At 71.8% G+C, this 23,617-nt stretch carries 16 protein-coding genes; 6 read left to right on the top strand and 10 right to left on the bottom strand.

Annotated features, from left to right (window positions below):
- Positions 1–7: 7 nt before the first annotated feature.
- The 3 genes from panD to ACZ7NC_RS16075 all read right to left on the bottom strand — a co-directional run bounded on the left by panD (position 8) and on the right by ACZ7NC_RS16075 (position 6,574).
- Entirely contained in the window at positions 8–430 is a 423-nt protein-coding gene (panD, locus tag ACZ7NC_RS16085) for an aspartate 1-decarboxylase (RefSeq protein WP_471488642.1), read from the bottom strand.
- Positions 431–550: 120 nt separating this feature from the next.
- The gene (locus ACZ7NC_RS16080; protein ID WP_471488640.1) at positions 551–4,474 is read right to left on the bottom strand and encodes a glycoside hydrolase family 2 TIM barrel-domain containing protein; all 3,924 of its coding nucleotides are present in this window, start codon (positions 4,472–4,474) and stop codon (positions 551–553) included.
- A gap of 210 nt (positions 4,475–4,684) precedes the next feature.
- Complete coding sequence (locus tag ACZ7NC_RS16075) at positions 4,685–6,574, bottom strand: ABC transporter ATP-binding protein (protein ID WP_471488686.1); 1,890 nt, start codon at positions 6,572–6,574, stop codon at positions 4,685–4,687.
- A 150-nt stretch (positions 6,575–6,724) separates the two neighbouring features.
- On the opposite strand from ACZ7NC_RS16075, the gene ACZ7NC_RS16070 reads away from it, so the two are divergent.
- The 3 genes from ACZ7NC_RS16070 (at position 6,725) to ACZ7NC_RS16060 (ending at position 9,962) form a co-directional block, all read left to right on the top strand.
- The gene (locus tag ACZ7NC_RS16070) at positions 6,725–7,690 is read left to right on the top strand and encodes a lysylphosphatidylglycerol synthase transmembrane domain-containing protein (RefSeq protein WP_471488638.1); all 966 of its coding nucleotides are present in this window, start codon (positions 6,725–6,727) and stop codon (positions 7,688–7,690) included.
- 73 nt (positions 7,691–7,763) lie between these two features.
- On the top strand, positions 7,764–8,528 hold the full coding sequence (locus ACZ7NC_RS16065; RefSeq protein WP_471488636.1) for a crotonase/enoyl-CoA hydratase family protein: 765 nt from the start codon (positions 7,764–7,766) through the stop codon (positions 8,526–8,528).
- 339 nt (positions 8,529–8,867) lie between these two features.
- Positions 8,868–9,962: a mechanosensitive ion channel family protein gene (locus tag ACZ7NC_RS16060; protein WP_471488634.1), complete on the top strand. Its 1,095-nt coding sequence runs from the start codon at positions 8,868–8,870 to the stop codon at positions 9,960–9,962.
- 15 nt (positions 9,963–9,977) lie between these two features.
- On the opposite strand, the gene ACZ7NC_RS16055 is transcribed toward ACZ7NC_RS16060, so the two are convergent.
- Positions 9,978–11,546: a M1 family metallopeptidase gene (locus tag ACZ7NC_RS16055; protein ID WP_471488632.1), complete on the bottom strand. Its 1,569-nt coding sequence runs from the start codon at positions 11,544–11,546 to the stop codon at positions 9,978–9,980.
- Positions 11,547–11,781: 235 nt separating this feature from the next.
- Here ACZ7NC_RS16055 and ACZ7NC_RS16050 point away from each other — a divergent pair, with 235 nt between their 5' ends.
- On the top strand, positions 11,782–14,001 hold the full coding sequence (locus ACZ7NC_RS16050; protein WP_471488630.1) for an NADP-dependent isocitrate dehydrogenase: 2,220 nt from the start codon (positions 11,782–11,784) through the stop codon (positions 13,999–14,001).
- A gap of 99 nt (positions 14,002–14,100) precedes the next feature.
- On the opposite strand, the gene ACZ7NC_RS16045 is transcribed toward ACZ7NC_RS16050, so the two are convergent.
- A complete protein-coding gene (locus ACZ7NC_RS16045; protein ID WP_471488628.1) occupies positions 14,101–15,210 on the bottom strand; it encodes a DNA glycosylase AlkZ-like family protein in 1,110 nt (369 codons plus the stop codon).
- A 5-nt stretch (positions 15,211–15,215) separates the two neighbouring features.
- Positions 15,216–15,557, bottom strand: coding sequence for a DUF5713 family protein (locus tag ACZ7NC_RS16040; protein ID WP_471488626.1), 342 nt, complete (start codon positions 15,555–15,557; stop codon positions 15,216–15,218).
- Between the two features lie 48 nt (positions 15,558–15,605).
- Here ACZ7NC_RS16040 and ACZ7NC_RS16035 point away from each other — a divergent pair, with 48 nt between their 5' ends.
- Entirely contained in the window at positions 15,606–16,403 is a 798-nt protein-coding gene (locus ACZ7NC_RS16035) for an N-formylglutamate amidohydrolase (protein WP_471488624.1), read from the top strand.
- 9 nt (positions 16,404–16,412) lie between these two features.
- Here the strand turns inward: ACZ7NC_RS16035 and ACZ7NC_RS16030 are convergent, their stop codons facing one another.
- Genes ACZ7NC_RS16030 through ACZ7NC_RS16020 form a run of 3 tightly spaced genes read right to left on the bottom strand, consistent with a single transcriptional unit; the run spans position 16,413 to position 18,963 of the window.
- Complete coding sequence (locus ACZ7NC_RS16030; RefSeq protein WP_471488684.1) at positions 16,413–16,889, bottom strand: hypothetical protein; 477 nt, start codon at positions 16,887–16,889, stop codon at positions 16,413–16,415.
- Positions 16,890–16,897: 8 nt separating this feature from the next.
- Positions 16,898–17,473: an RNA polymerase sigma factor gene (locus ACZ7NC_RS16025; RefSeq protein WP_471488622.1), complete on the bottom strand. Its 576-nt coding sequence runs from the start codon at positions 17,471–17,473 to the stop codon at positions 16,898–16,900.
- Between the two features lie 59 nt (positions 17,474–17,532).
- The gene (locus ACZ7NC_RS16020) at positions 17,533–18,963 is read right to left on the bottom strand and encodes a S8/S53 family peptidase (protein ID WP_471488620.1); all 1,431 of its coding nucleotides are present in this window, start codon (positions 18,961–18,963) and stop codon (positions 17,533–17,535) included.
- 148 nt (positions 18,964–19,111) lie between these two features.
- Between ACZ7NC_RS16020 and ACZ7NC_RS16015 the strand changes: the two genes are divergently transcribed.
- Positions 19,112–21,679, top strand: a complete 2,568-nt coding sequence (locus tag ACZ7NC_RS16015; RefSeq protein ID WP_471488682.1) for a CHAT domain-containing protein — start codon at positions 19,112–19,114, stop codon at positions 21,677–21,679.
- Positions 21,680–21,740: 61 nt separating this feature from the next.
- Here ACZ7NC_RS16015 and ACZ7NC_RS16010 read toward each other — a convergent pair whose 3' ends face one another.
- Positions 21,741–23,564 (bottom strand): LuxR family transcriptional regulator AbsR2, encoded by a 1,824-nt coding sequence (locus ACZ7NC_RS16010; protein ID WP_471488618.1) that lies wholly within the window; start codon positions 23,562–23,564, stop codon positions 21,741–21,743.
- Positions 23,565–23,617 lie beyond the last annotated feature (53 nt).

The raw sequence follows: 23,617 nt of genomic DNA, 5'->3' as shown, positions 1-23,617 counted from the left end.
GCGGCGATCAGGCCACCGGCACGGCCTGTGGGCTGCGCTCCTGGTCCGAACCCGGCACCGGCGCGGACGGGTCGGCGCCCAGGGCCACGATCCGGTTGGCGCCGTCCACGTGCACGACCCGCGGCTCGAACTCCCGCGCCTCGGCGTCGGTCATCTGAGCGTAGCTGATGATGATCACGAGGTCGCCGGGGTGGACGAGATGCGCGGCGGCCCCGTTGATCCCGACGACCCCCGACCCGCGCTCGCCCTCGATGACGTAGGTCTCCAGACGGGCGCCGTTGGTGACGTCGACGATATGGACGAGCTCGCCGGGCAGCAGGTCGGCGGCGTCCAGCAGGTCCGCGTCGATGGTCACCGATCCCACGTAGTGCAGGTCGGCCTGGGTGACGGTGGCGCGGTGGATCTTGGACTTGAACATAGTGCGCAGCATTGAGCGCTCCGAGTGGTCGGCTCCCTGCCTGTTCTCCAGGTCAAGGGCTCTGTGTGCACGGGCGCGTCCAGCGTACGCAGCGGGGTCCCGGCACGCACCGAGACCCCGGTCACGTTCGGATCACTCCACCGCCGTCGGCTGGCGCGACGCGGCGGTCGGCTCGTCCGTGTCGGTCAGCGGGCGCAGCCGGTAGGTGTAGGAGTAGTCGCGGCTCGCGAAGAGCTTGTACTGGTCGTGGGTATGGGCGCCCCAGCTGTTGTCGCCGCCCAGGCCCATCTGCCGGTGGTTCACCCGCAGGACCACCTCCTCGCGCGGGGTCAGCTGGTACTCGTGGCGCACGCCGGACGACAGGTCCTCCGGGGTGAAGTGCGAGGCGTTGACCTCCAGCAGGGGCTCGCCGGAGACGAGGAGGCCGGTGCCGTCGGCGTCGGTCAGGGCGATCCAGCGGAGGTCGGTCTTGTTGCCGTTCTCCTGCGGGCGGATGTACGGGGTCCACTGCCCGGAGACGGTTCCGGAGTACACGCCCAGGTCGGTGCCGTCGTGGCGGTCGGCGTAGTTCTCCTCGGGCCCGCGGCCGTAGTAGCGCAGCCGGTCGAAACGTCCGGGCAGGCACAGCAGCGTGCCGACCTCCGGGATGTACGGCAGGGACGCGGCGCCGGGGTGCAGGGTGTTGTCGACCTTGATCTCACCGTTGCCGAACACCGTGTAGGTGGTGGTGTACGTCGACTCGACGCTCGTCGGGAGCGTGCCGCCGACCTTGATCTCCACCGCCTTGTCGCGCAGGGCGCGCACCGTCACGTCCGTCACCTTGCGGTTCGTGCCCGCGTCACGCCAGGTCTGGTTGCGGGTGTGCTGGCCGTTGCCGCGGTCGTTCTCGGTGGGCGCCCGCCAGAAGTTCGGCACCGGGCCGGAGTCGATGAGCCGGGTGCCGTGGGCCTCGTACGACGTGATGACCCCGGTGCCCTTGTCGACGGTGGCGGAGAAGCCCTGGCCCTTGACCGTGACGGCCTTGTCGTCGTCCTCGTACGTCAGCGCCGGCACGCTCGCCAGCGGTGCGGGTGTCACGGCCGGGACGTCGGCGTCGAGGGGCAGTTGCTGCCTGGCCACCTCGAAGCCGGCCTTCGCCCAGGGGGTGGATTCCCTGGTGGTGAAGGAGAGTTGGAGGAAGTACTCGGTTCCGGCGGCCGGGTCGTCCGGCAGCCGGACAGGCACCGTGATGTCCTTGCTGCTCAGCGGCGGGACGTCCAGCTGGGCGCGGCTCAGCTTCCCGCGGCGCACGACCACACCGTCGGCGACCAGTTCCCAGCGGCCGTCGAACTCACGGAGGTTGGTGAACAGGTACTCGTTGGTGAGGGTGATCGCCGATCCGGGGGTCAGTGCGGTACCCGACGCCGGGGAGACGCCCACCGCCTGGTAGATCCGCTTGATCTCGGCCGCCTTGCCGGTGTGGCGGCGGTCGGCGGTGACGATGCCGTCGGCGTTGGAGGTGCCGTCGTTGGGGTTGTCGCCCCAGTCGCCGCCGTACGGGAAGAAGGTCTTCTGGCGGGGGCGCTTCTCGGTGAGGTCGACGGTGGCCGCGTCGAACCAGAACCGTACGCCGTCGTCGCCGGGACCGCGGCCGTCGGAGCCGAGTTCGGCGGTGCTCAGCGCACGGGCGTGGACGCGCGCCCGGCGGATGGTGCCGCTGAACTCCCGGGTGGGGTTGTCCACGTCGGTGCCGAGCGCGAGGGGTGCCGTGCTGGTGGCGGGTCTGCGTGTGGTGGTCCTGGTGGCCCTCACCTCGCCGTCGACGTGGAGGGTCAGCGTGCCCGCGTCCGCGTCGAAGACACCGGCGATGTGGTGCTCACTGCCGGTCCAGTCGTCCGGGAGGGCCCAGTTGACGGTGATCCACTGGCCACCGCCGTAGATGAAGAACTCAAGGGTGTCGTCGGACTGCTTCAGGGCGTACTGGGTGTCGCCCTTGGCGAGGATCGGCTGGTGGTAGCCGGTGTGGTGCGGGGTGACCCAGGCCTCCAGGGTGAGCGAGCCGGTGAGGTCGAGGCGCTCGTCGCGGGCGAAGACGGTGGCGCCCGAGACGCCCTTGGCACGGTCGAAGGTGCCGCTCGCGGTGAGGATCTCGCCGCGCAGCCTGCCCGGCCCGGACTCGGTGAGGATCTTGCGGGTGGGCACCGGCCAGGTCAGCGACTGGTCGACGAAGTCCCAGATCCAGCCGCCCTGGAGGACGTCGTAGCGGCGGACGATGTCCCAGTACTCCTTGAAGTTGCCGTTCGAGTTCCCCATCGCGTGCGCGTACTCGATCATGACGTACGGCCGGGTGTCGGCGGTGTCCTTCGCGCGCTGCTCGACACGTGCGGGGCTGTCGTACATCTCTGAACGGATGTCGCTGATCGTCGGCCGGTCGTCGCCCTCGTACTGGACGACGCGCGTCGGGTCGTACGACTTGATCCAGTCGTGCATGGCGACGAACGTGCTGCCGCCGCCCGCCTCGTTGCCCAGCGACCAGATGACCACCGAGGCGTGGTTCTTGTCGCGGTGGACCATGCTCTGGGCGCGGGCCACGCACGCCTTGGTCCAGTCGGCGTGGTTGCCCGGGTATTCGCCGCGGATGCCGTGGGTCTCCAGGTTGGTCTCGTCGACGAGGTAGAGGCCGTACTCGTCCGCGAGCTCGTACCACAGCGGGTTGTTGGGGTAGTGCGAGGTGCGGACGGAGTTCATGTTCATCCGCTTGATGATCTCGATGTCCTTGACCATGTGCTCGCGGGTGAGAGCCATGCCGCTGTCGGGATGCATCTCGTGCCGGTTCGCGCCACGGAAGGAGACGGGCTTGCCGTTGATCCGCATCAGGCCGTCCTTGAGGGCGAACTCGCGCAGGCCCACGCGGTGCGAGAGGGTCTCGATCACCTTTCCGGCCGGGTCCCGCAGCCGCAGCACGGCGGTGTAGAGGTTCGGGTGCTCGGCGGACCACAGCCGGGGCTCGGGTACGGCTCTGCTCGCCCGGACGGTCACGTCCTCACCGGCGGGGGCGGAGGCGAGGTCGACGGCCTGCTGGAGCGGTCTGGGCCAGACGGCGTGGCCGCGGGAGTCGTACAGCTGGGTCTCGACGGAGTAGCCGCCCTCGCTGCGATCACCGTACGAGCGCACGCTCGCGGTGACGGACAGCTCGGCCGCCCTGTAGTCGTCGCTGAGCGGGGTGTCCAGCTTGAAGTCGCGCAGGCGTACGTCGGGCGTGGAGTAGAGGTAGACCGAGCGGAAGATGCCGCTCAGCCGGATCATGTCCTGGTCCTCCAGCCAGTCCCCGTCGGAGAAGCGGTACACCTCGACGGCGATCTGGTTGGTCCCGGGCTTCAGGTGCGCGGTGATGTCGTACTCGGCGGGGGTGAACGAGTCCTCGGCGTACCCCACCAACTCCCCGTTGATCCACACGTAGTGCGCGGACTTGACGCCCTCGAAGTGCAGGAAGGTCCGGCGCCCCGCCCAGCCGCGCGGCACGGTGAAGGTGCGCCGGTACTGCCCCACCGGGTTGAAGCGGGTCGGCGCGGACGGGGGCTGGGCGTCCTCGCCGAGACCGTTCGGGCCCCACCAGGGGTAGGTGATGTTGACGAAGATCGGGCGGTCGTAGCCGTGCATCTGCCAGACGGAGGGGACCGGGATGGTGTCCCAGCCGCTGTCGTCGAGGTCGGTGCGGTGGAAGTCGGCGTCCCGGTCGTCGGGCCGGTCGGCGTGGGCGAACCTCCACTTGCCGTCGAGGCTGAGCCGGTACGGCGAGCGGGTGCGGTCGCCGTTCAGCGCCTGTCCGACGTCCGCGTACGGCATGAGCGTGGTGTGCGGCGGCTGGGTGCCGATCCGGAAGACGTCGATGTGGCCGTTCCACTCCGGGGTGCCGGCCGCCGGCCCGGTCCCGTCGGCCGCGTGCACCGTGGCGGACGATCCGGAGACGGCGAGCGCCCCGAGCAGGGCTGCTCCTCCCTCCAGCAGACGGCGGCGGCTGACCGGCACGCCCGGCAGGCGGGACGGGCCGGCGGGGGACGCGGGAGAGAGCGGCATCGACGGTGGCCTTCCTCGGGACGACGGTGCGGCGGGCGGCGCTGCACGGCTTGAGGGAGCGTCAGATCATGTGCGGTGCTGTTGGGAAACCGAACGCACACTAGGTTCTGAACACAGGGGAAGCAATGATGCTGTCGATGTTTGTGTGTTCCTGATGGGTGCGCTCGCCGACCTTGGCCGAATCCCGCCCCCTCCCCACCCCGTCGGACGCTACGCCGCCGCCTCCACCTCCGTCATCTCCCCGTGCCCCTCCTCGAACTGCGTCCGGTACAGCTCGGCGTAGCGGCCTCCGGCCGCCAGCAGTTCCTCGTGCGTGCCGCGTTCGGCGATCAGGCCGGCCTCGACCACCAGGATCAGGTCGGCCGCCCGCACGGTCGACAGGCGATGGGCGATCACGATCGCGGTCCTGCCCTCCAGCGCCTCGGTGAGCGCCTCCTGCACGGCGGCCTCGGAGGTGTTGTCGAGGTGGGCGGTGGCCTCGTCGAGGATGACGACGCGCTGGCGGGCCAGCAGCAGCCGGGCGATGGTCATCCGCTGGCGCTCGCCACCGGAGAGCCGGTAGCCGCGCTCGCCCACGACCGTGTCGAGGCCGTCGGGCAGTGACCGTACGAGTTCGTCGAGGCGGGAGCGGCGCAGGGCGTCCCAGAGTTCGGCGTCGGTGGCCGTGGGGCGGGCGAGCAGCAGGTTGGCGCGGACGGTGTCGTGGAAGAGGTGGCCGTCCTGGGTGACCATGCCGAGGGTGGCGCGCAGGGACTCGGCGCTCAGGTCGCGGACATCGACGCCGCCCACGCGTACGGCGCCCTCGTCGACGTCGTACAGCCGCGGCAGCAGCTGCGCGACGGTGGACTTGCCGGCGCCGGACGAGCCGACCAGGGCGACGGTCTGCCCGGGTTCGGCGCGGAAGGAGATGCCGTGCAGCACCTCGGCGCCACCCCGTGTGTCGAGGGACGCCACCTCCTCCAGGGAGGCCAGGGAGACCTTGTCGGCCGACGGGTAGCCGAAGCGGACGTTCTCGAACTCCACCGACACCGCCGCCTCGGGGACCTGCTTCGCGTCCGGCTTCTCCTCGATCAGCGGCTTGAGGTCGAGCACCTCGAAGACCCGCTCGAAGCTGACGAGGGCGCTCATCACCTCGACCCGGGCGCCGGCGAGCGCGGTGAGCGGCGCGTACATACGGGTCAGCAGCAGCGCCAGCGAGACGACGGCGCCCGGCTCCAGGGTGCCGCGCAGGGCGAACCAGCCGCCGAGGCCGTAGACCAGGGCGAGGGCCAGGGCGGACACCAGGGTGAGGGCGGTGATGAACACCGACTGGGCGGTGGCGGTCCGTACGCCGATCTCAGCGACCCGGCGCGCCCGGGCCGCGAACTCCTCCGACTCCTCCTGCGGGCGCCCGAAGAGCTTGACCAGGGTGGCGCCGGGGGCCGAGAAGCGCTCGGTCATGCGGGTCCCCATCGCGGCGTTGAGTGTGGCGGCCTCCCGCTGCATGCCCGCCATGCGGTGCCCCATGCGCCGGGCGGGAATCACGAACACCGGGAGCAGGACTAGGGCGAGCAGGGTGATCTGCCAGGACAGGGTGAGCATGACGGCGAGGGTGAGCAGCAGGGTGACGAGGTTGCTGACCACTCCGGACAGCGTGTTGCTGAACGCGCGCTGGGCGCCGATCACGTCGTTGTTGAGACGGGAGACCAGCGCCCCCGTACGAGTACGTGTGAAGAACGCGACCGGCATGCGCTGCACATGATCGAACACAGCCGTCCGCAGATCGAGGATGAGGCCCTCGCCGAGCGTCGCCGACAGGCGCCGAGCGAGGATCCCGAGCGCCGCCTCCGCGACCGCGATCAGGGCGATCAGCAGGGCCAGGCGGACGACGGTGCCCTCGTCGCCGCCCGTCACGATCGCGTCGACGACGCGGCCGGCCAGTACGGGGGTCGCCACGGCGAGCAGTGCGGTCACCACCCCGAGCACGACGAAGAGCGCGATCCCGCGGCGGTGCGGGCGGGCGAACGCGCCGATGCGGCGCAGCGTGACGCGGGCGAACGGGCGGCGCTCCCGCTCGGCGTTCATGACACTGTGCAGCTGCATCCAGGCTGTGGTCTCCATGCTCATGGAAGGCAACGTAGACCCTCAAGCAATGTTGAGGTCAATATCGGCAGCTTCGCGAAGATCGGTGTCCGTCCGCAGCCGGTCCGTAAGGCGCCGTCTCCGCTACCGCAACCCGCCGTTGTCGCGACACGGAAAACCTCTCCCGATGTGACCGCCGTACGACTCCACGCGGGACGCCTGCTCCGGCGCCTCCCGATCCGCCAGATACTGGTCCTGCTCCCGCTCGCCCTCGTCATCCTGGTCGCGGTGCAGCACCGGGCCGTGCTCGCCGAGGGCATCGGCCATCTGGCGACGGCCAAGTGGCCCTGGCTGCTCGCCGCGACCGGTGCCACCTGTCTGACGTGGGTGGCGGCAGCCGTGACCCGGCAGGGTGCCGTGGTCGACCGGCTGCCCAAGGTGCGGCTGCTCGTCACCCAGTTCGCCGCGGGCTCGGCCAACCATCTGCTGCCCACGGGGCTCGGTGCGAGCGCGGTCAACCTGCGCTTCATGACGGTGTGCGGGCTGCCGCTGGCCCGCTCCTCGGCCGCGCTGGCGCTGTATCTGCTCGCGGAGAGCGTGGCCCGCGTCGGACTGCTGGCCGCGCTGCTCATCGCCTTCCCGCACGCGCTGCGGATCGGCCCGCTCCTTCCGGAGGGGGCGTGGGGCCCGCTGCTGATGGTCATCGGCGCGGCGGTCGTCGTGGTCGTGGCCGTCTTCGCCCTCGTACACCGGCTGCGCATCGCCGTGCTGTCGTTCCTGCGTTCCGCGCTGGGCGAGGCGCGCTCGGTGCACACCCGGCCGTCCCGGGCGCTGGCACTGTGGGGCGGTTCGCTGGCCTTTCCCGCGCTTCAGGCGGCCGGTCTTGTCCTGGTCGGGCTCGCCCTGGGGCTGGATGTGCCGCCGGCCCACATGGCCCTCGCGTATCTGGCGGCGACCGTCGCCGTCGCCCTCGTGCCGACGCCCGGCGGGCTCGGCTCGGTGGAGGCGGCGCTGATAGTGGCGCTGGTGGCGGCGGGCGGTCCGGTGGCGGTGGCCACGGCGGTGGTGCTGGCGTACCGGATCATCACGGTGTGGCTGCCACTGCTGCCGGGGGCGCTGACGTTGGGTGCGCTGGTGCGCTTGAAGGTCATCTGACCGCACGGTTCCGGTGGAAGGTCATGTGACCGCTCAGTAACGTACGGGGTCCGACCCACGGAAGGACCCCGCCATGCCGGTGCGCGTCGAGCGCCAGGGACACGTCACCACCGTCGTCCTCTCCCGCCCGGAGGTCCGCAACGCGGTCGACGGCCCGACCGCCGCCGAGCTCGCGGACGCCTTCCGGGAGTTCGACGCGGACGACGGGGCGAGGGTGGCGGTGCTGTGGGGTGCGGGCGGCACGTTCTGCGCGGGCGCCGATCTCAAGGCGCTCGGCACCGAGCGGGGCAACCGGGTCGCCGAGGAGGGCGACGGGCCGATGGGGCCGACCCGGCTGCGGCTGTCCAAGCCGGTGATCGCCGCCGTGGCCGGACATGCCGTGGCGGGGGGCCTGGAGCTGGCGTTGTGGTGCGATCTGAGGGTGGCGGAGGAGGACGCCGTCTTCGGCGTGTTCTGCCGCCGCTGGGGCGTGCCGCTGATCGACGGCGGAACGGTACGGCTGCCCCGGCTGATCGGCACCAGCCGTGCGATGGACATGATCCTCACCGGACGGCCTGTGCCGGCGTGTGAGGCCTACGACATCGGGCTCGCCAACCGCGTCGTGCCGAGCGGCCGTGCCCGCGCCGAGGCGGAGGAACTGGCCGCGACGATCGCGCGGTTCCCTCAGGCGTGTCTGCGCGCCGACCGGGCCTCGGTGCTCGACCAGGACGGGCAGGACGAGCCGGCCGCGATGCGCGGTGAACTCCGGTACGGCATGGGTGTGCTGGCGCAGAGCATGGAGGGCGCGGCCCGCTTCGCGTCCGGCGCCGGGCGGCACGGATCGTTCACGGAGCTCTGAAGCACCGCCCTCGTCGTCCGCCGGGGTGCGCGCGGGCGGGCGACCCTCACGGGGCGCGCACGCATCAAGCGCGCCCCGGACCGCGGTCGTTCGGCCTCCCAAGGCAGCGTGAGTCCACGGGAGAATGCCCGAAAGCGACCGATGATGCCGTCCCCCAGACGGTCCCGGCACGAACACGTGTACCCGATACGGCAGGATGAGCCCTCGCGCGGTCACGGGGGACGGGGTGACCGACGCGACGGCACATCGCGGAAATCGAGCAGGTGACAACGTGACGAGACTTCACATCCGGCCGTCGGCGAAGGGATTCGCCGCAGCTCTTCTTCCCGGAGGTGACCGGTGAACCGGGCGCTCACCGTGGACGACCTGGTCATCGCCGGGATCGCGCTGGCGGCGGGGCTGCTCGCGGCCTTCCTGCTGCGGATGCTGCTGCGCTGGCTGGGCAAGCACGCGGACCGTACCCGCTGGAGCGGTGACGACCTCATCGTGGACACGCTGCGGAGCGTGGTGCCGTGGGCGGCCTTCCTCGGCGGCGCGGCCTCCGCGGGCGCGGCGCTGCCGCTGACCAGGACGGTCCAGCACAACGTCAATCAGACCCTGACCGTGCTGCTCATCTTCGTCGTGACGCTGGCGGCGGCCCGCGGTATCGCCGGGGTGATGCGGTCGGTCACCCAGGCCCGCCCCGGCGTCGCCGGCTCCGCCACCATCTTCGTCAACATCACCCGGATCCTGGTCCTGGCCATCGGTTTCCTGGTGGTGCTGCAGACGCTGGGCATCTCCATAGCGCCCCTGCTCACCGCCCTGGGTGTCGGCGGTCTGGCGGTCGCACTCGCGCTTCAGGACACTCTCGCCAACCTCTTCGCGGGCATCCACATCCTCGCCTCCAAGACCGTCCAGCCCGGCGACTACATCCGGCTGAGCAGCGGCGAGGAAGGCTACGTCGAGGACATCAACTGGCGCCAGACGACCGTGCGCGCGCTCTCCAACAACCTGATCGTCATCCCCAACGGGGAGCTCGCGAAGACGAACATGACCAACTTCATGCGTCCCGAGCAGGAGTTGACGATCCTCCTCCAGGTCGGCGTCGCCTACGACAGTGACCTCGACCACGTCGAGCGGGTGACCAACGAGGTCATCGCCGAGGTGATGACCGAGGTCGAGGGCGCCCTCCCGGACCACGAACCGATCATCCGCTTCCACACCTTCGGCGACTCCCGCATCGGCTTCACCGTCATCCTGGGCGTCGGCGAGTTCAGCGACCAGTACCGGATCAAGCACGAGTTCATCAAGCGCCTGCACAGGCGCTACCGCGCGGAGGGCATCAGCATCCCGGCGCCCACCCGTACGGTGGCGATCCAGCAGGGGACGGTGTCGATCCCGCAGCAGCGCATCCCCGGAGAGGCGGACGAGGTGATCCCCGTCCGCCTCGACTGACCTGCCCGGACGTTGCTACAGGGTGGCCGAGTTGTCGTGGGAGCGGCTGCGCTTACGGCTGTGCGGCGCGGTGAGCGCCGGGTTCACCGGCGTGACCGTCCAGTCCGGGTGCCCCGGCATCCGCGGGGTCTTCGTGCCGTACAGCCAGTCCTGGAGGAATCCGGACAGATCCTGACCGGAGACCTCCGAGGCGACGGCGATGTAGTCGGCCGTCGACGCCGAGGAGTTGCGGTACCGGTCGAGGAAGGCGCGCTCCAGCGCGTTGAAGGCGCCCTCGCCGACGAGGTTGCGCAGCGCGTACAGGACCAGCACACCGCCGAGGTAGCGCTGGCTGTCGAACAGGTTGGCCGCGTTGGGCGCGGCGACCGGCCCGGAGTCGCGCCGCCACTGGTCGCCCTGCGCGTAGGTGTGCTTCATCCGGGCTTCCAGGGTGGTCAGGCCCAGGGAGTCCGTCCAGCCGCGCTCGTAGCGGTAGAGCAGCCCGTAGAAGTCGGCGTGGCCCTCGTTGATCCACAGGTCGGCCCAGGAGGCGGGGCTGACGCTGTTGCCGAAGTAGGAGTGGACCAGCTCGTGCATCATGTGCGAGCCGATCTTCGGCTCCGGCTGGAGCAGATAGTTCGGCTTGTAGATGGTCAGGGTCTGGGACTCCAGGCCGGTGAAGTCGAAGGCGTTCGGGGCGTCGGAGTTGCAGGGCAGCAGGCCGTACGTCTCGAAGGGGTAGGCCCCGAGCCGCGCCTCCAGCCACTCGACCAGGTTCGGCGTCAGCGCGAGCGCCGGCTCCAGGGCCTCGGCGCGCGCGACCGGGACGACGTCGCGCAGCGGGAGACCGTGCGGGCCCTGCCGGTCCTTGATCACGTAGTCGCCGACCGTGATCTGCACCAGCTCGGTGGCCATGGGCTCGCGGGAGCGGTACGTGTAGGCGGTACGGCCACCGGAAAGGGTCTCGGTGCGGACGAGCAGGCCGGTGGCCACGCCGCGCAGGCCGCCGGGGACGGTTATGCGGAACGTGAAGTCGGCCTTGTCGGAGGGGTGGTCGTTGCACGGGAAGACGGTGTGGGCCAAGTTCGGCTGGCAGCAGACCGCGAACCCGTCCAGCGTGTCGACCCAGCCGGTGTGCGGCTGCGGGATACGGCGCGGGTCTGCCGAGTACTCGACGCACACGGTCACCCAGGACTTGTTCGGCAGCGTCCGGGCGGGCGTGACGCGCAGCTTCTCGTCCACCTGCTCGAACGTCGCCGTGCGGCCGCCTACCCGGACGGAGCGGATGTCCAGGCCGAGGGAGTCGAGGGAGAAGCGGGACAGTGCCTGGGTGGTGCGGATCTTCAGGATCGCGGTGGCGTCGACCAGCCGCGTCGTGGCGTCGTAGGAGAAGTCGAGGTGGTAGGCCAAGACGCGGTAGCCGTCATTGCCGAGGGCGGGGTAGACGGTGTCGCCGAGGGTCTCGGGGCCCGGGGTGCCGGGGTTCTTGGAGGCCGACGTCCCCGTGCGCGTCGGTGCCGCGTGGGCGGAGGGGATGGCGGCCAGCGCCGCCGCCGTGCCGATCAGGGCGGCCGCGGGGGCCGTCACTCTGCTGCGATATCTCATGGTCCGCTTTCGCTGGGGCGACCGGGTGGTCAGGGCCGGCCGCCGGATCGGTCTTGATCTCCCTACATGACTGCGGGACCAGCTGATCCGGTTGCACGGAGGGCCTGGATCCGTTTGCGTGGATCGGCGATCTCGGCAGACATACCGCACCGGTGTGCGGACCCCTGTCGAGTACGGGTCGGTCACGAGATATCTTGATGTCGAGCAATGTTGCAGACGTGGAGCGGAGCACCCGGTGACTGACTCGACCATCATCTATACGCACACTGACGAGGCCCCGGCCCTGGCGACGTATTCCTTCCTGCCGGTGGTCCAGGCGTACGCCTCGCAGGCGGGTGTCGCCGTGGAGACGCGTGACATCTCGCTGGCCGGCCGCATCATCGCGGTGTTCCCGGAGTACCTGACCGAGGACCAGCGCATCCCGGACGCCCTCGCCGAGCTCGGTGAGCTCGCGAAGACGCCCGCCGCCAACATCATCAAGCTGCCGAACATCTCGGCGTCGATCCCGCAGCTCAAGGCCGCCGTCGCCGAGCTCCAGAGCCAGGGCTACGCGCTGCCGAACTACCCGGACGACCCGAAGACCGACGAGGAGCGGGAGATCCAGGCCCGCTACGACAAGATCAAGGGTTCCGCCGTGAACCCGGTCCTGCGTGAGGGCAACTCCGACCGCCGCGCCCCGGCCTCGGTCAAGAACTACGCCAAGACCCACCCGCACCGTATGGGCGCCTGGAGCGCCGAGTCCAAGACCAACGTGGCGACCATGGGCCAGAACGACTTCCGCTCCACCGAGAAGTCCGTCGTGATCTCCGAGGCCGGCGCGCTGAAGATCGAGCACGTCGCCGAGGACGGCGCCACCACCGTGCTGCGCGAGTCCGTACCGGTCCTCGCCGGTGAGGTCGTCGACGCCTCCGTGATGCGTGTCGCCGCGCTGCGCGAGTTCCTCACCGCCCAGGTCGCCGAGGCCAAGGCCCAGGGCGTGCTGTTCTCCGTGCACCTGAAGGCCACGATGATGAAGGTCTCCGACCCGATCATCTTCGGCCACGTGGTGCGCGCCTTCTTCCCGAAGACCTTCGAGCAGTACGGCGCCGCCCTCGCCGCCGCCGGTCTGTCCCCCAACGACGGTCTGGGCGGCATCTTCAAGGGCCTGGACGCGCTGCCGAACGGCGCCGAGATCAAGGCGTCCTTCGACGCGGAGCTCGCCGAGGGCCCGGCGCTGGCCATGGTCGACTCCGACAAGGGCATCACCAACCTGCACGTGCCGTCCGACGTGATCGTCGACGCCTCGATGCCGGCCATGATCCGCACCTCCGGCCACATGTGGGGCCCGGACGGCCAGGAGGCCGACACCCTCGCGGTGCTGCCGGACTCCTCCTACGCCGGTGTCTACCAGGCGGTGCTCGACGACTGCCGCGCCCACGGCGCCTACGACCCGTCGACCATGGGCTCGGTCCCGAACGTCGGCCTCATGGCGCAGAAGGCCGAGGAGTACGGCTCCCACGACAAGACCTTCGAGATCAAGGCCGCCGGCACGGTCCGCCTGGTCGACCAGGCCGGGAACGTCGTCATCGAGCAGCCGGTCGCCCAGGGCGACATCTTCCGCGCCTGCCAGACCAAGGACGCGCCGATCAGGGACTGGGTGAAGCTGGCCGTCACCCGCGCCCGCGCCACCGGCAACCCGGCCGTGTTCTGGCTGGACGAGACCCGCGCGCACGACGCCAACCTGATCGCGAAGGTCAAGGCGTACCTGCCGGAGCACGACACCGAGGGTCTGGACATCCGGATCCTCAACCCGGTCGAGGCCACCAAGCTGTCGGTGGAGCGCATCCGCCGCGGCGAGGACACCATCTCGGTGACCGGCAACGTGCTGCGTGACTACCTCACCGACCTCTTCCCCATCCTGGAGCTGGGCACCAGCGCCAAGATGCTGTCGGTCGTCCCGCTGATGGCGGGCGGCGGCCTGTTCGAGACGGGCGCCGGCGGCTCCGCGCCGAAGCACGTCCAGCAGCTGGTCAAGGAGAACTACCTGCGCTGGGACTCCCTCGGTGAGTTCTTCGCGCTGGTGCCGTCCCTGGAGCAGTACGCGACCGCCACCGGCAACACCCGCGCCAAGGTCCTCGCGGACACGCTGGACCGCGCCACGGCGACCTTCCTCAACGAGGACAAGTCCCCGACCCGTCGCGTCGGCGGCATCGACAACCGCGGCAGCCACTTCTATCTGTCCCTGTACTGGGCGCAGGAGCTGGCCAAGCAGACCGACGACGCGGAGCTGGCGAAGGCCTTCGCCCCGCTCGCGGAGACGCTCGCGGCGAACGAGCAGAAGATCGTCGGCGAGCTGAACGCCGTCCAGGGCAAGCCGGCCGAGATCGGCGGCTACTACCAGCCCGACCCGGCCAAGGCCGCCGCGGTCATGCGCCCGTCGGCCACCTGGAACGAGTCGCTCGCGTCCCTCAGCTGACACGGGTGCCCCTGAAAGGGGGCCGGACGCCCGACAGGGCCGCCTGAGCGAACCGCCCCGGCCGAGCACCGCCCGGCCGGGGCGGAGCCGTGTGCGCGGCTACTTCTGCCGTACGAGCTCCAGCTCCAGCCAGCGCGCCAGGTCCTCGATCTCGCGGCCGACCTCCGCTCGCACGCCCTTGCCGAACTCCTCGTCCTCGTGGACCGCGTCGACCCTGAGCACCCCGGCCTTTCGGTCGGCGGTGGCGTCGAGCTTGCCCACCAGACGGTCGCCGTACAGGATCGGCAGCGCGAAGTACCCCCAGCGGCGCTTGGCGGCCGGCTTGTACATCTCCAACTGGTAGTCGAAGCCGAAGAGTTCGGTGGTCCGTCTGCGGTCGTGGATCAGCCGGTCGAAGGGTGACAGGAGGGCGGCACGCCCGGTGAAGGGCTGCCCCAGCTGAGCCGGGTCGACGCGCCATCTGCCCCGCACACCCTCGACGACGGCCGGTTCACCGGCCTCTCCCACGTCCGCCGGCTCGACCTGGCACTCCGGGCCCCTCGCGCGGGCGATGCCCAGGGCCCGCAGCCGGCGTTCGTCCCGGATGCGCAGCGACTCCGTCACGGGGACCGCGGGCATGTCGGGGTAGACGCGCTCGGCCAGGTCCCACAGCCGGTCACCGCCGCCGCGTCCGGCCACGGCGACCTCACCGCGCTGCACCATGAGCTCCAGCAGCTTGGTGACATTGCGGTTGTTGCTCCACCCGCTCGACCGCCACGGCAGCGCGCAGGTGTCGGGCAGCTCACGGGAGGGCAGCGGCCCCGCGGCGGCGAGCCGGTCCAGGATGTCCCGTCGGCAGGCGTCGTTGGCGGCCACCCACATGCCGTGATACTCGCGCCAGGACGTCGGTGTCCCCCGCTCCGGCCACTGGGCCATCTCGGCGCGGTAGAGCGCGAGATCCTCGGCGGGCCGGATCATCGCCCGCAGCTCCAGCAGGGTCCGGTCCGCCAGGGCGGCGGTCAGGTCGGCCGGTGCGTACCCGGAGGAGCCGAGCCGGCTCCACGCCACGAGGTCGGCGTTGGGCGCGACGGCTGCGGTCGGGTCGATCTGGAGCAGGGTCAGCCGCCGTACGACGGCCGGCAGCCCGCCCGGCGGGCGAGCGGCGTCCAGCAACTGTGCGCGCACGGCGATCCTGCGGGCGTCGGTACGGGAGAGCTCGTGGACGGTCATCGGCTTCACCAGTCCCGGGTGGCGATCAGTTCCTCCATGTCCGCGTCCGCGAAGCCGTAGGCCTCGGCCACGAACCAGAAGTCCTCGGCTATCTCCTCGCGGGCAACGGTCTCGATCTCGCTGCCGGCGGCCCAGAACTCGTCCTGGAGCGCGTTGAATTCGTCGGTGGCAGCATGGGTGAGCCGGTACAGCGCGGCCAGGTCGGCGGGGCGCTCGGCCTCGATGCGCTCGCACAGACGCAGCAGGATCGCCTTGCCCCGGTCCACCACGCGGTCGGGGTAGTAGTCGTCCTCGTAGAGCGCCTTGAGGAACGGGCGTGCGGTCACCCGCTGGTCGCTGATGTTCATGCTGTGATGGTGCACGACACCACTGACAATGCACCGGGAGCAGCCGTCATGACCTCTGCCGAGCCGTCGTTCGAGCTGCTCCCCGGGGCCGGGGCATCGCCGGTGATCCTGCATGTGCCGCATTCGGCACGGGACATACCCTCCGAGGTGCGCGCGGGGATCGTCCTGGACGACCGCGCGCTGGAGCGGGAGCTGGACCACATCGTGGACGCGCACACCGCGCGGCTCGCGCAGGAGGCGGCGCGGGCGTCGGCGGTCACCCCGTGGCGGTTCGTGAACCGGCTGTCCCGGCTGGTGGTCGACCCGGAGCGGTTCCCGGACGAGCGGGAGGAGATGCTGTCCGTCGGCATGGGCGCCGTCTACACCCGGACCACGCATCTCGCGGACCTGCGCCCCGCCGACAGCGACCCCGCGCCCCTGATCGAGCGGTACTTCCGGCCGTACGCGAAGGCCATGACGGCCGCCGTGGCCGACCGGCTCGCCGTCACCGGCCGGGCCGTGATCATCGACGTGCACTCCTATCCGACCGCCCGGCTGCCCTACGAACTGCACGGCGAGGGCCCGCGGCCGCCGGTGTGCCTGGGCACGGATCCCTTCCACACGCCGCCCCAGTTGCTCGCCGCGGCGCGAGAGGCGTTCGCCGGGTGCGGGGAGACGGGGCTGGACAGTCCGTTCAGCGGCACGTACGTCCCGTTGGAGTTCTACGGCAGCGAGCCACGCGTCAGCGCCTTGATGATCGAGATCCGCCGGGACACGTACATGACGGAGCCGGGCGGTCCGGCCGGTCCCGGACTCACCCGGCTCGCGAAGGCGCTGGCGGCGCTGGTGGACGCCGCCGCACGCTGACCCCGCGGCTCAGGCCCGCAGCCACTCCGTGACCACGACCTCCCCGCCGGTCCGCAAGCGCAGGGCGAACGGGCCGGAGGGCGGGGCGTCGCTGGTGAAGCGGCCCATGTCGTCGGCGTCGACCGGCGTGGCCGTCTGCGGGCCGCCGAGCACCTCGATCCGCGCCTGCTGCGGCGGCAGCACCTGCCCCATCAGGCCCTGTGCCGTCACCTCCACGTCGATGGTCACCTCGCCCGCGCGGAATGTCAGCATCCGCGGCGCATCCGTCGCCCCTCTGACCGCAATGGCGTCCTCCACCGAGTCGAAGGTCAACTCGGCGATCCGGGCGTCGAGGTCGTGCAGCACGAACGCCTCGACGGCGAGCCTGCGCAACTGGGCCGGTACGGGATCCAGGATGGTGGCGGCCTGACGGAGTTCCTCCTCCAGCAGATCGGTGTCGAACCCGTCGTCGCCGGGGGGCTCTTCGCCCGTCACATCGTCGTGCATGTCGTCGTTCACAGCGCCCCCCGCGCGTCGAGTCGGGCCCGCAGCCGGCGCAGACAGCGCTGGCGCAGCGGTCCGATGCTGCCCACGGCGATGCCCAGTGCGGCGGACACCTCCTGGTAGCTGGGCGGCGGCGAGGCGATCAGCACGCGCAGCAACTGGCGGCAGCGTTCACCGAGTTCCTCGAACTCCTGCCACATCCAGCGGATGCGCTCGGTCTGGGCGGCCGCCTCCTCCGAGTCCAGGACCGACTGTTCGGGCGTACGGTCCTCGCTGACCCGGTCGAGCAGCTGCGGATCGCTCGTCACGGTGAGCCGCCGCAAGGTCTTGAGCACCTTCAGGCACTCGTGCCGGGCGGTGCTCGCGAGCCACGATCCGGCCTTCTCCGGTTCACGGATGCGCCCGAGATGCTGGGCGAAGCGGAACCAGACGGTCTGATACACCTCATGGGCGTCGGCGTCACCCAGCCGGTGGGCGCGCACGACGGACCACACCAGCGGGCTCAACCCTTCCACGAGCGCCTTCCAGGCCGCCGCGTCGCCGTCGACGGCGGACTGCACCAGCGCACCGACATCTGCTCGGTCCACAGCCCCACCCCTCGTGTACGGCAAGTCATCGTACGCCGCGGAGGGGATGGTTCCGACCCTCATGACCGAGGAGCCGAAGCTGTGACGGGCGCAGGACGCCAGGTGGCGGGGCGAAGTGCCGGAACATGCGCCCCCCGCACCTCCGCGTACCCGGAGTTCGCCGCGAGCATCTTGTACCGGGCGACCCGCGGGTCGTTCTCCTGCTGCGCGGTCATATGGGCGGCGATCATGCCGGCGACGAGGGGGGTGGCGAAGGAAGTGCCGCTCCAGTTCGCGAACCCCTCGAACATCACCTGGTCGGGCTTGGCGGTGCCGCCCTGCTCGCTCAACACGCCGGTGTGGCGTGGGGACACACAGGTGCAGGAGTAGCCGAAGCCGTACCGGCAGGCGTCGTAGGTGGAGTGCTGGTAGATGTACGGCATCGGCGCGTCGAAGCCGGTGAGGACGCCGGTGAGGCGCTCGCCGGGCGCGTACACCTTCACCCAGGGGCCGTGATTGCTGAAGCAGGCGCCGAACTCGCCGTCGCCGCGCAGCGCACCGACCGACAGCACGACGTCCTGGTAGTCGGGCAGGTCGGCGTAGGCGGCGGGCCAGAAGGGCGTGGCGCTGCCGTTGTTGCCGGCCGCCGCGACGAGCAGGGTGCGCTGTTCGCGCAGCTCCTGCATGAAGGCCTGGACGCCGAGCAGGCCGTCGGTGCGGCCGTTGGAGGTGCCGGCGGAGAGGCTGAGGACGTCGGGCCAGCCGCCCGCGTCGACGGCCTCGAAGAGCTTCTCGCCGAACTCGGACTCCAGGATGGCGCCCGCGTCGTTGAGGGAGTTGCGGACGGTGACGTTCGTGTTGGGAGCCACGGCAGCGACGAGCCCGGCGATGAACGTGCCGTGTCCGACGTACTGCTGGAGCACACCGTCGTCGTCGCACTCCTTGAGCTGCGCGTCGCCGTCGGTGTGGGCCAGCAGTGCGGCGGAGCGGTAGTCGCGCATCAGGCCGGTGTCGACGACCAGGACGCCGACGGCGCTCTCCGCGTCGTAACTGCCCTCGACCGCCGCGGGGTTGAGTCCCTCGGCGTGTGCGACGGGCACCGGCTCGTCGCCGGGGCAGGAGTTGACCGCGATCGACACCAGGTGGTTGCGGCTGACCAGCCGACGGCCCGCCCGGCCCTCGGTCTCCCGCAGGGCGCGCAGGGCGTGTGCGACGGTGCGGTCGCCGCTCCGGTCGCCCTCGCCGGGGTCGCCGACCTGGATCCGGGTGATGCCGGAGCGGTTGGTCCGCGGGCTCGCCCGGCGCACGTGGTCCTGCACCAGGTCGGGCTCGGCGGTGAAGTGCGCGCGTACGGTGTCCTCGACGAGGCGGGCGTCCTCGCCGTCGCGGACGAGGACGTAGCCCTTCTCGTAGATGAACTCGGCGGAGTCGTCCGGTCCCATCGCGAGGGGGACGTCCTGCATGGAGCGCTGGATCTGCTCGAACTGCTCGTGGAATCGCTGTGGTGCCATGGCGTGTCCTCCCGCTGAGGCGACGGTCGTCAATCAGAGCCGTGCTGTCGCTGATTGATACAGCGCCAAACCTGTGTGGCACGGTTCCGGGGCAACTACCATCCGTGGAGTGACAGCGGGAAGCGAATCGGTTCTCGAACTGCTGCCGATGGTGTTCGCCGCCCCGAACGACGCGCTGGCGCGGGCGGAGGGGGTGCTCGACGCCGATCCGTCGCCGTTGCACGCCTCCGTCGCCCACCAGGTGATCGGCATCTGGCAGCGGGACTGGGGCGACATGCGTATCGCCCTCCATCACCTGCGGCGTGCCCGGGATCTCGCGGCCCGCGCGGAGTCGGCGGACCGGGAGGCGGATGCCCTGGCGACGCTCGGGGTCGCGTTGGTGCACGCGGGGCGCACTCAGCAGGGGCTCGCCGCGCTGGAGCGCGGGATCGAGCGCGGCAGTGGGCACACCCGCGCGCGGGTGCTGTTCCGCCGCGCCTACGCCCGCTGGGTCCTGGGACATCACCGGGAGGCGCTGGAGGACGTACGGCGGGCGATCCCGGTGCTGCGGCAGGTCGAGGACGTCATCTGGACGGCGCGGGCGCTGACCCTGCGCGCGACCGTCCATCTGGCGCTGGGCGCGGTGGACCGGGCGGACGCCGACTTCACGGCGGCGGAGGCGCTGTGGGACACCACGGGCCAGGAGCACGACAAGGCCGACGCGGTGGAGAGCCGGGGGCTCGCGGCGTTCCGGTCGGGCGACATCCCGGCGGCGCTGCGGCTGCTCGACGCGGCCGAGGAGCGGTACGCCAAGCTCGGCACGCCCACCTTCATGCTCGCCGTCCGGCGCTGCGAGGTGCTGATGGCGGCCGGGCTGGCCCCGGAGGCGCTGGCCGAGGCCGACGCGGCGATCGCCGTGCTCGACGGGATAGGCGGACAGTCCACCCGCAAGGCCGAGTTGCTGCTGGCCGCCGCGCGTGCCGCCCGGCTGGCGGGCGACGCGCACACCGCGATCGCACGCGCCGACATGGCCGTACGGCTGTTCTTGGGGCAGCGGCGCAGCTGGTGGGAGACCCATGCGCGGCTGGTGCTGATCGAGGCCCGGGTGGCCGCCGGGCGCAGTTCGGGGCGGCTCGTGGCCGACACGGCGGCGGTCGCCGAACGGCTGGCCTCCTTCGGCGCGCCGGCCGCGCCGGAGGCCTCGCTGCTCGCGGGCCGGATCGCGCTCGATCTGGGCTGGCGGGCGGACGCCGAGCGGCATCTGGCCCTCGCCGCCCGCGGCAGGCACAGCGGACCGCCGCTGGCGCGGATGACGGGCTGGGCGGCGCAGGCGCTGCGGGCGCGGACGGCCGGGTCGGGGCGCGGTGTCCTGGAAGCCTGCCGACGGGGCCTGGACGTACTCGACGCGCACCGGATGACGCTGGGCGCCTCCGAGCTCAGGGCCCGCGCCACCGCGCAGGGCGCCGAACTCGCCGCGCTGGCCCAGCAGGCCAGCCTCGACTCCGGCAGTCCGCGCCGGCTGCTGGTGTGGAGCGAGCGCTGGCGGGCCACCGCGCTGTCGACGCCGCCGACCCGGCCGCCGGCCGATCCGGAGCTGCAGAGCGATCTGACCGCGTTCCGGGAGATCGCGGCACGCGCGGAGGCCGCCCGTATGGACGCCAGGCCGGTTCCGGCGCTGGAGCGCGAACAGCGGCGCCTGGAGCGGGAGATACGGTCCCGGACGCTGCACCTGCGCGGCGACACGCCCGGCGACGGTCACCGCTTCGACCCTGGGCTACTGCTGGAACGGCTGGGCGACGACGTACGGCTTGTCGAACTCGCCGTGCTGGACGGGCGGGTGCAGGTGCTGCTGTGCGGGCAGGGGCGGGTGCGCCGGTACGAGGCCGGGCTGCTGGCCGAGGCGGAGACCGAGGCCGAGCATGTGCAGGCCGGGCTGCGGCGGCTGGCACATCCGGGCGCCGAGGGGCGGCTGCCGGTGGTGGAGGCCGCGGGGCGGCGACTGGAGGAGTTGCTGCTGGGTCCGGCGGCGGCGCATCTGGGCGACGGCCCTGTCGTGGTCGTACCGCCGGCCAGGCTGCATCGGGTGCCGTGGGCGCTGCTGCCGTCGCTGCGGGAGCGGGTGCTCAGCGTGTCGCCGTCGGCGAGCGGTTGGCTGCGCGCGCGGGAGACGGAGCCGCCGCCCGGCGGCCGCCCTGTGCTGGTGCGCGGGCCCGGGCTCGCGACCGGCGGTGCGGAGGTGCCCCATCTGGCCGGCCGGTACGGCGGTGCCGTGGTCCTGGAGCACGCCGACGCGCGCGTCCCGCGGGTGCTGGAGGAACTCGACGGGGCAGCGCTGGCGCATATCGCCGCCCACGGCACGTTCCGCGCGGACAGTCCGCTCTTCTCGTCGCTGCGGATGGCCGACGGGCCGCTGATCGTGCACGACTTCGAGCGTCTGGACCGCAGCCCGTACCGGATCATCCTCTCCTGCTGCGACACCGCCCGCTTCGCCTCCGTCGGCGCCGACGAACTGCTCGGCCTGGTCACCGCGTTGCTGCCGCTGGGCACGGCCGGGGTGGTGGCCTGCACGGCCCCCGTCAACGACGCGGCGGTGGTGCCGCTGATGCTCGCCCTCCACAAAGGCCTCGGCGAGGGCCTGTCGCTGGCGGAGGCCCTGTGCGACGCCCGCGCGGCACTGCCGGGCGACGCGCTGCATCGGGCCACGGGCTGGGCGTTCTCGGCGTTCGGGGCGGCCTGAGGCCGGGCCGCACGGCCCCGGCACGACAGCGGCCCCGATGACCACGGCCGACCCGGCAGGTTCACGCCGTTCGCGCGTCCGGCAGTTCCACCAGCCACGGCAGTGCGCCGCGGTCGCTCGCGCCCAGGCGGGCGTAGGCGCTGTAGAGGTGGTTGCCGACCGTGCGGACGGACAGGGTGAGTTTCTCGGCGATCTGGCGATTGCTCAGGCCCGTGGCCGCGAGTGTGACGATCTGCCGTTGCCGGGCGGTCAGTTCGCCCAGGACCAACCCGGACAGGGCCGGGGTGCGGGCACCCTGGCAGCGGCGGGCCAGGGCCACGGCACGCGTGCGTGAGGTGCGGGCGGCTCGCGGATCGCGGTGGGCCCGTACGGCCTGGGCGTGCGCCTCGGCCGCGAAGAGCAGGAAGCCGCGCGCCTGGAGCTGTTCGGCCACCTGGTCCAGCGCGGGGCCGTCGGCTCGGGCGAGCGCGTCGGCGTGCTCGGCGAAGACGCCGGTCAGACGGCCCGCGGCACGCTCGGGTGCGCCGAGGCGGACGGCGTCGTACGGGTCGCCGCCGATCGCCTCGACCGCCCCGCCGGCGTCGCCGCGGGCCGCTGCCGCCCGGGTGACCGCCCCACCCCCGTGGGAGCGGCCACCCGAGATCTGGTGCGCGGCTGTCGGATCGCCCGACTGCGCCGCGGCGAGGGCGAGTTCGAGTCGGCAGGACGGATCGTCACCGCCGTCCCGCACCCCCTCGCGCGCCCATGCCGTCGCCTCCCGCAGCTCGCCGCGCAGCCGTGCGTACCGGGCGCGTACGGCCGCGTATCCGGCCGGTACCGGCGCGCCCTCCGCGACCAGCCACTCCCCCACGGGCGCCGGCGTCTGCCGTACGTCCGCGCGCTCGATACGGCGGATCAGCGCGGCCCGCTCGGCGTCCAGGGCGGGGCCGCACTGCTCGGGTGTGCGGGACAGCCGCCGTGCGCGCAGCCTGCCGGCGGCGGCCCGCAGCACCGGGCCGTGCAAGGGGTGGGCGAGGCGGACGGTGCCCTGGTCGTCGACGTGGACCAGGGCGTCGGCCTCCAGGTGTTCGAGGGTGCGCAGGTCGAGTCGGTCCCGCTCCAGGTCCAGGGGCAACGGCTCGGCGAAGGCCAGGCGTTCGAGGATCTCGCGCTCCTCGGGACGGGCGCGGTCGAGGACGTGTGCGGTGCGCTCGCGCACGGTCGCGGTGACCGGCACCGGGCCACGCCACGCCCACTCGTCCGTGTCCGGGACGCGGCTGAGCAGCCCGCGCTCGCGCACCGCGCCCACCAGGTCGCGCAGCAGCCGCAGGTCGCCCTGGCACAGGCGGTGCAGCCGGTTGACGGTGAGCGGTTCCAGGCCGACGCCGGCGGCCGCGCCCGCGAGCAGCCGGGCGGTCTCCTCCTGGGGCAGCGGTTCCAGGCTGAGCCGGGGCAGGAGTTCGCCGGTCCACAGTCGGGATATCGCGCCGGGGGCCTGGGCACCGTCGGTGGTGACGACCAGCAGACGGGTGCGGCCGTGCACGGCCAGCTGGTGGACGAGGGCGGCCGAGGCGTCGTCGAGCAGATGCGCGTCGTCGACCAGGAGCAGCCGTACACCCGACAGGTGCTGGAACGCGCCGTGCAGGGAGGCCGTCTCGGGGACGAGGTGCGCGAACGCGGCGAATCGGATTCGGCGGGTCTCGGGGGTGCCGGCCACGCGGAGGCAGTCGGTGCCGCGGACGGCCTCGGTGACGAGCCGGGTCTTGCCGCAGCCGGCCGGGCCGGTGATCACGATGCCGTGCCGGCTCGCGGTCAAGGCGCCGCGGATCAGCTCCAGTTCGTGTTCCCGGCCGGCGAACGACCACGGCAGTTCCAGGGTCTTCGCGTCACGTTCGAATGTCGTCACGGCAATGAGAGCACGGTGACTCACCTCTGATACAGGGGTACTTGAGTAGCCCC

The sequence above is a fragment of the Streptomyces sp. NPDC111802 genome, from assembly GCF_055634335.1.
This window is presented reverse-complemented; position numbering and strand designations above follow the sequence as displayed.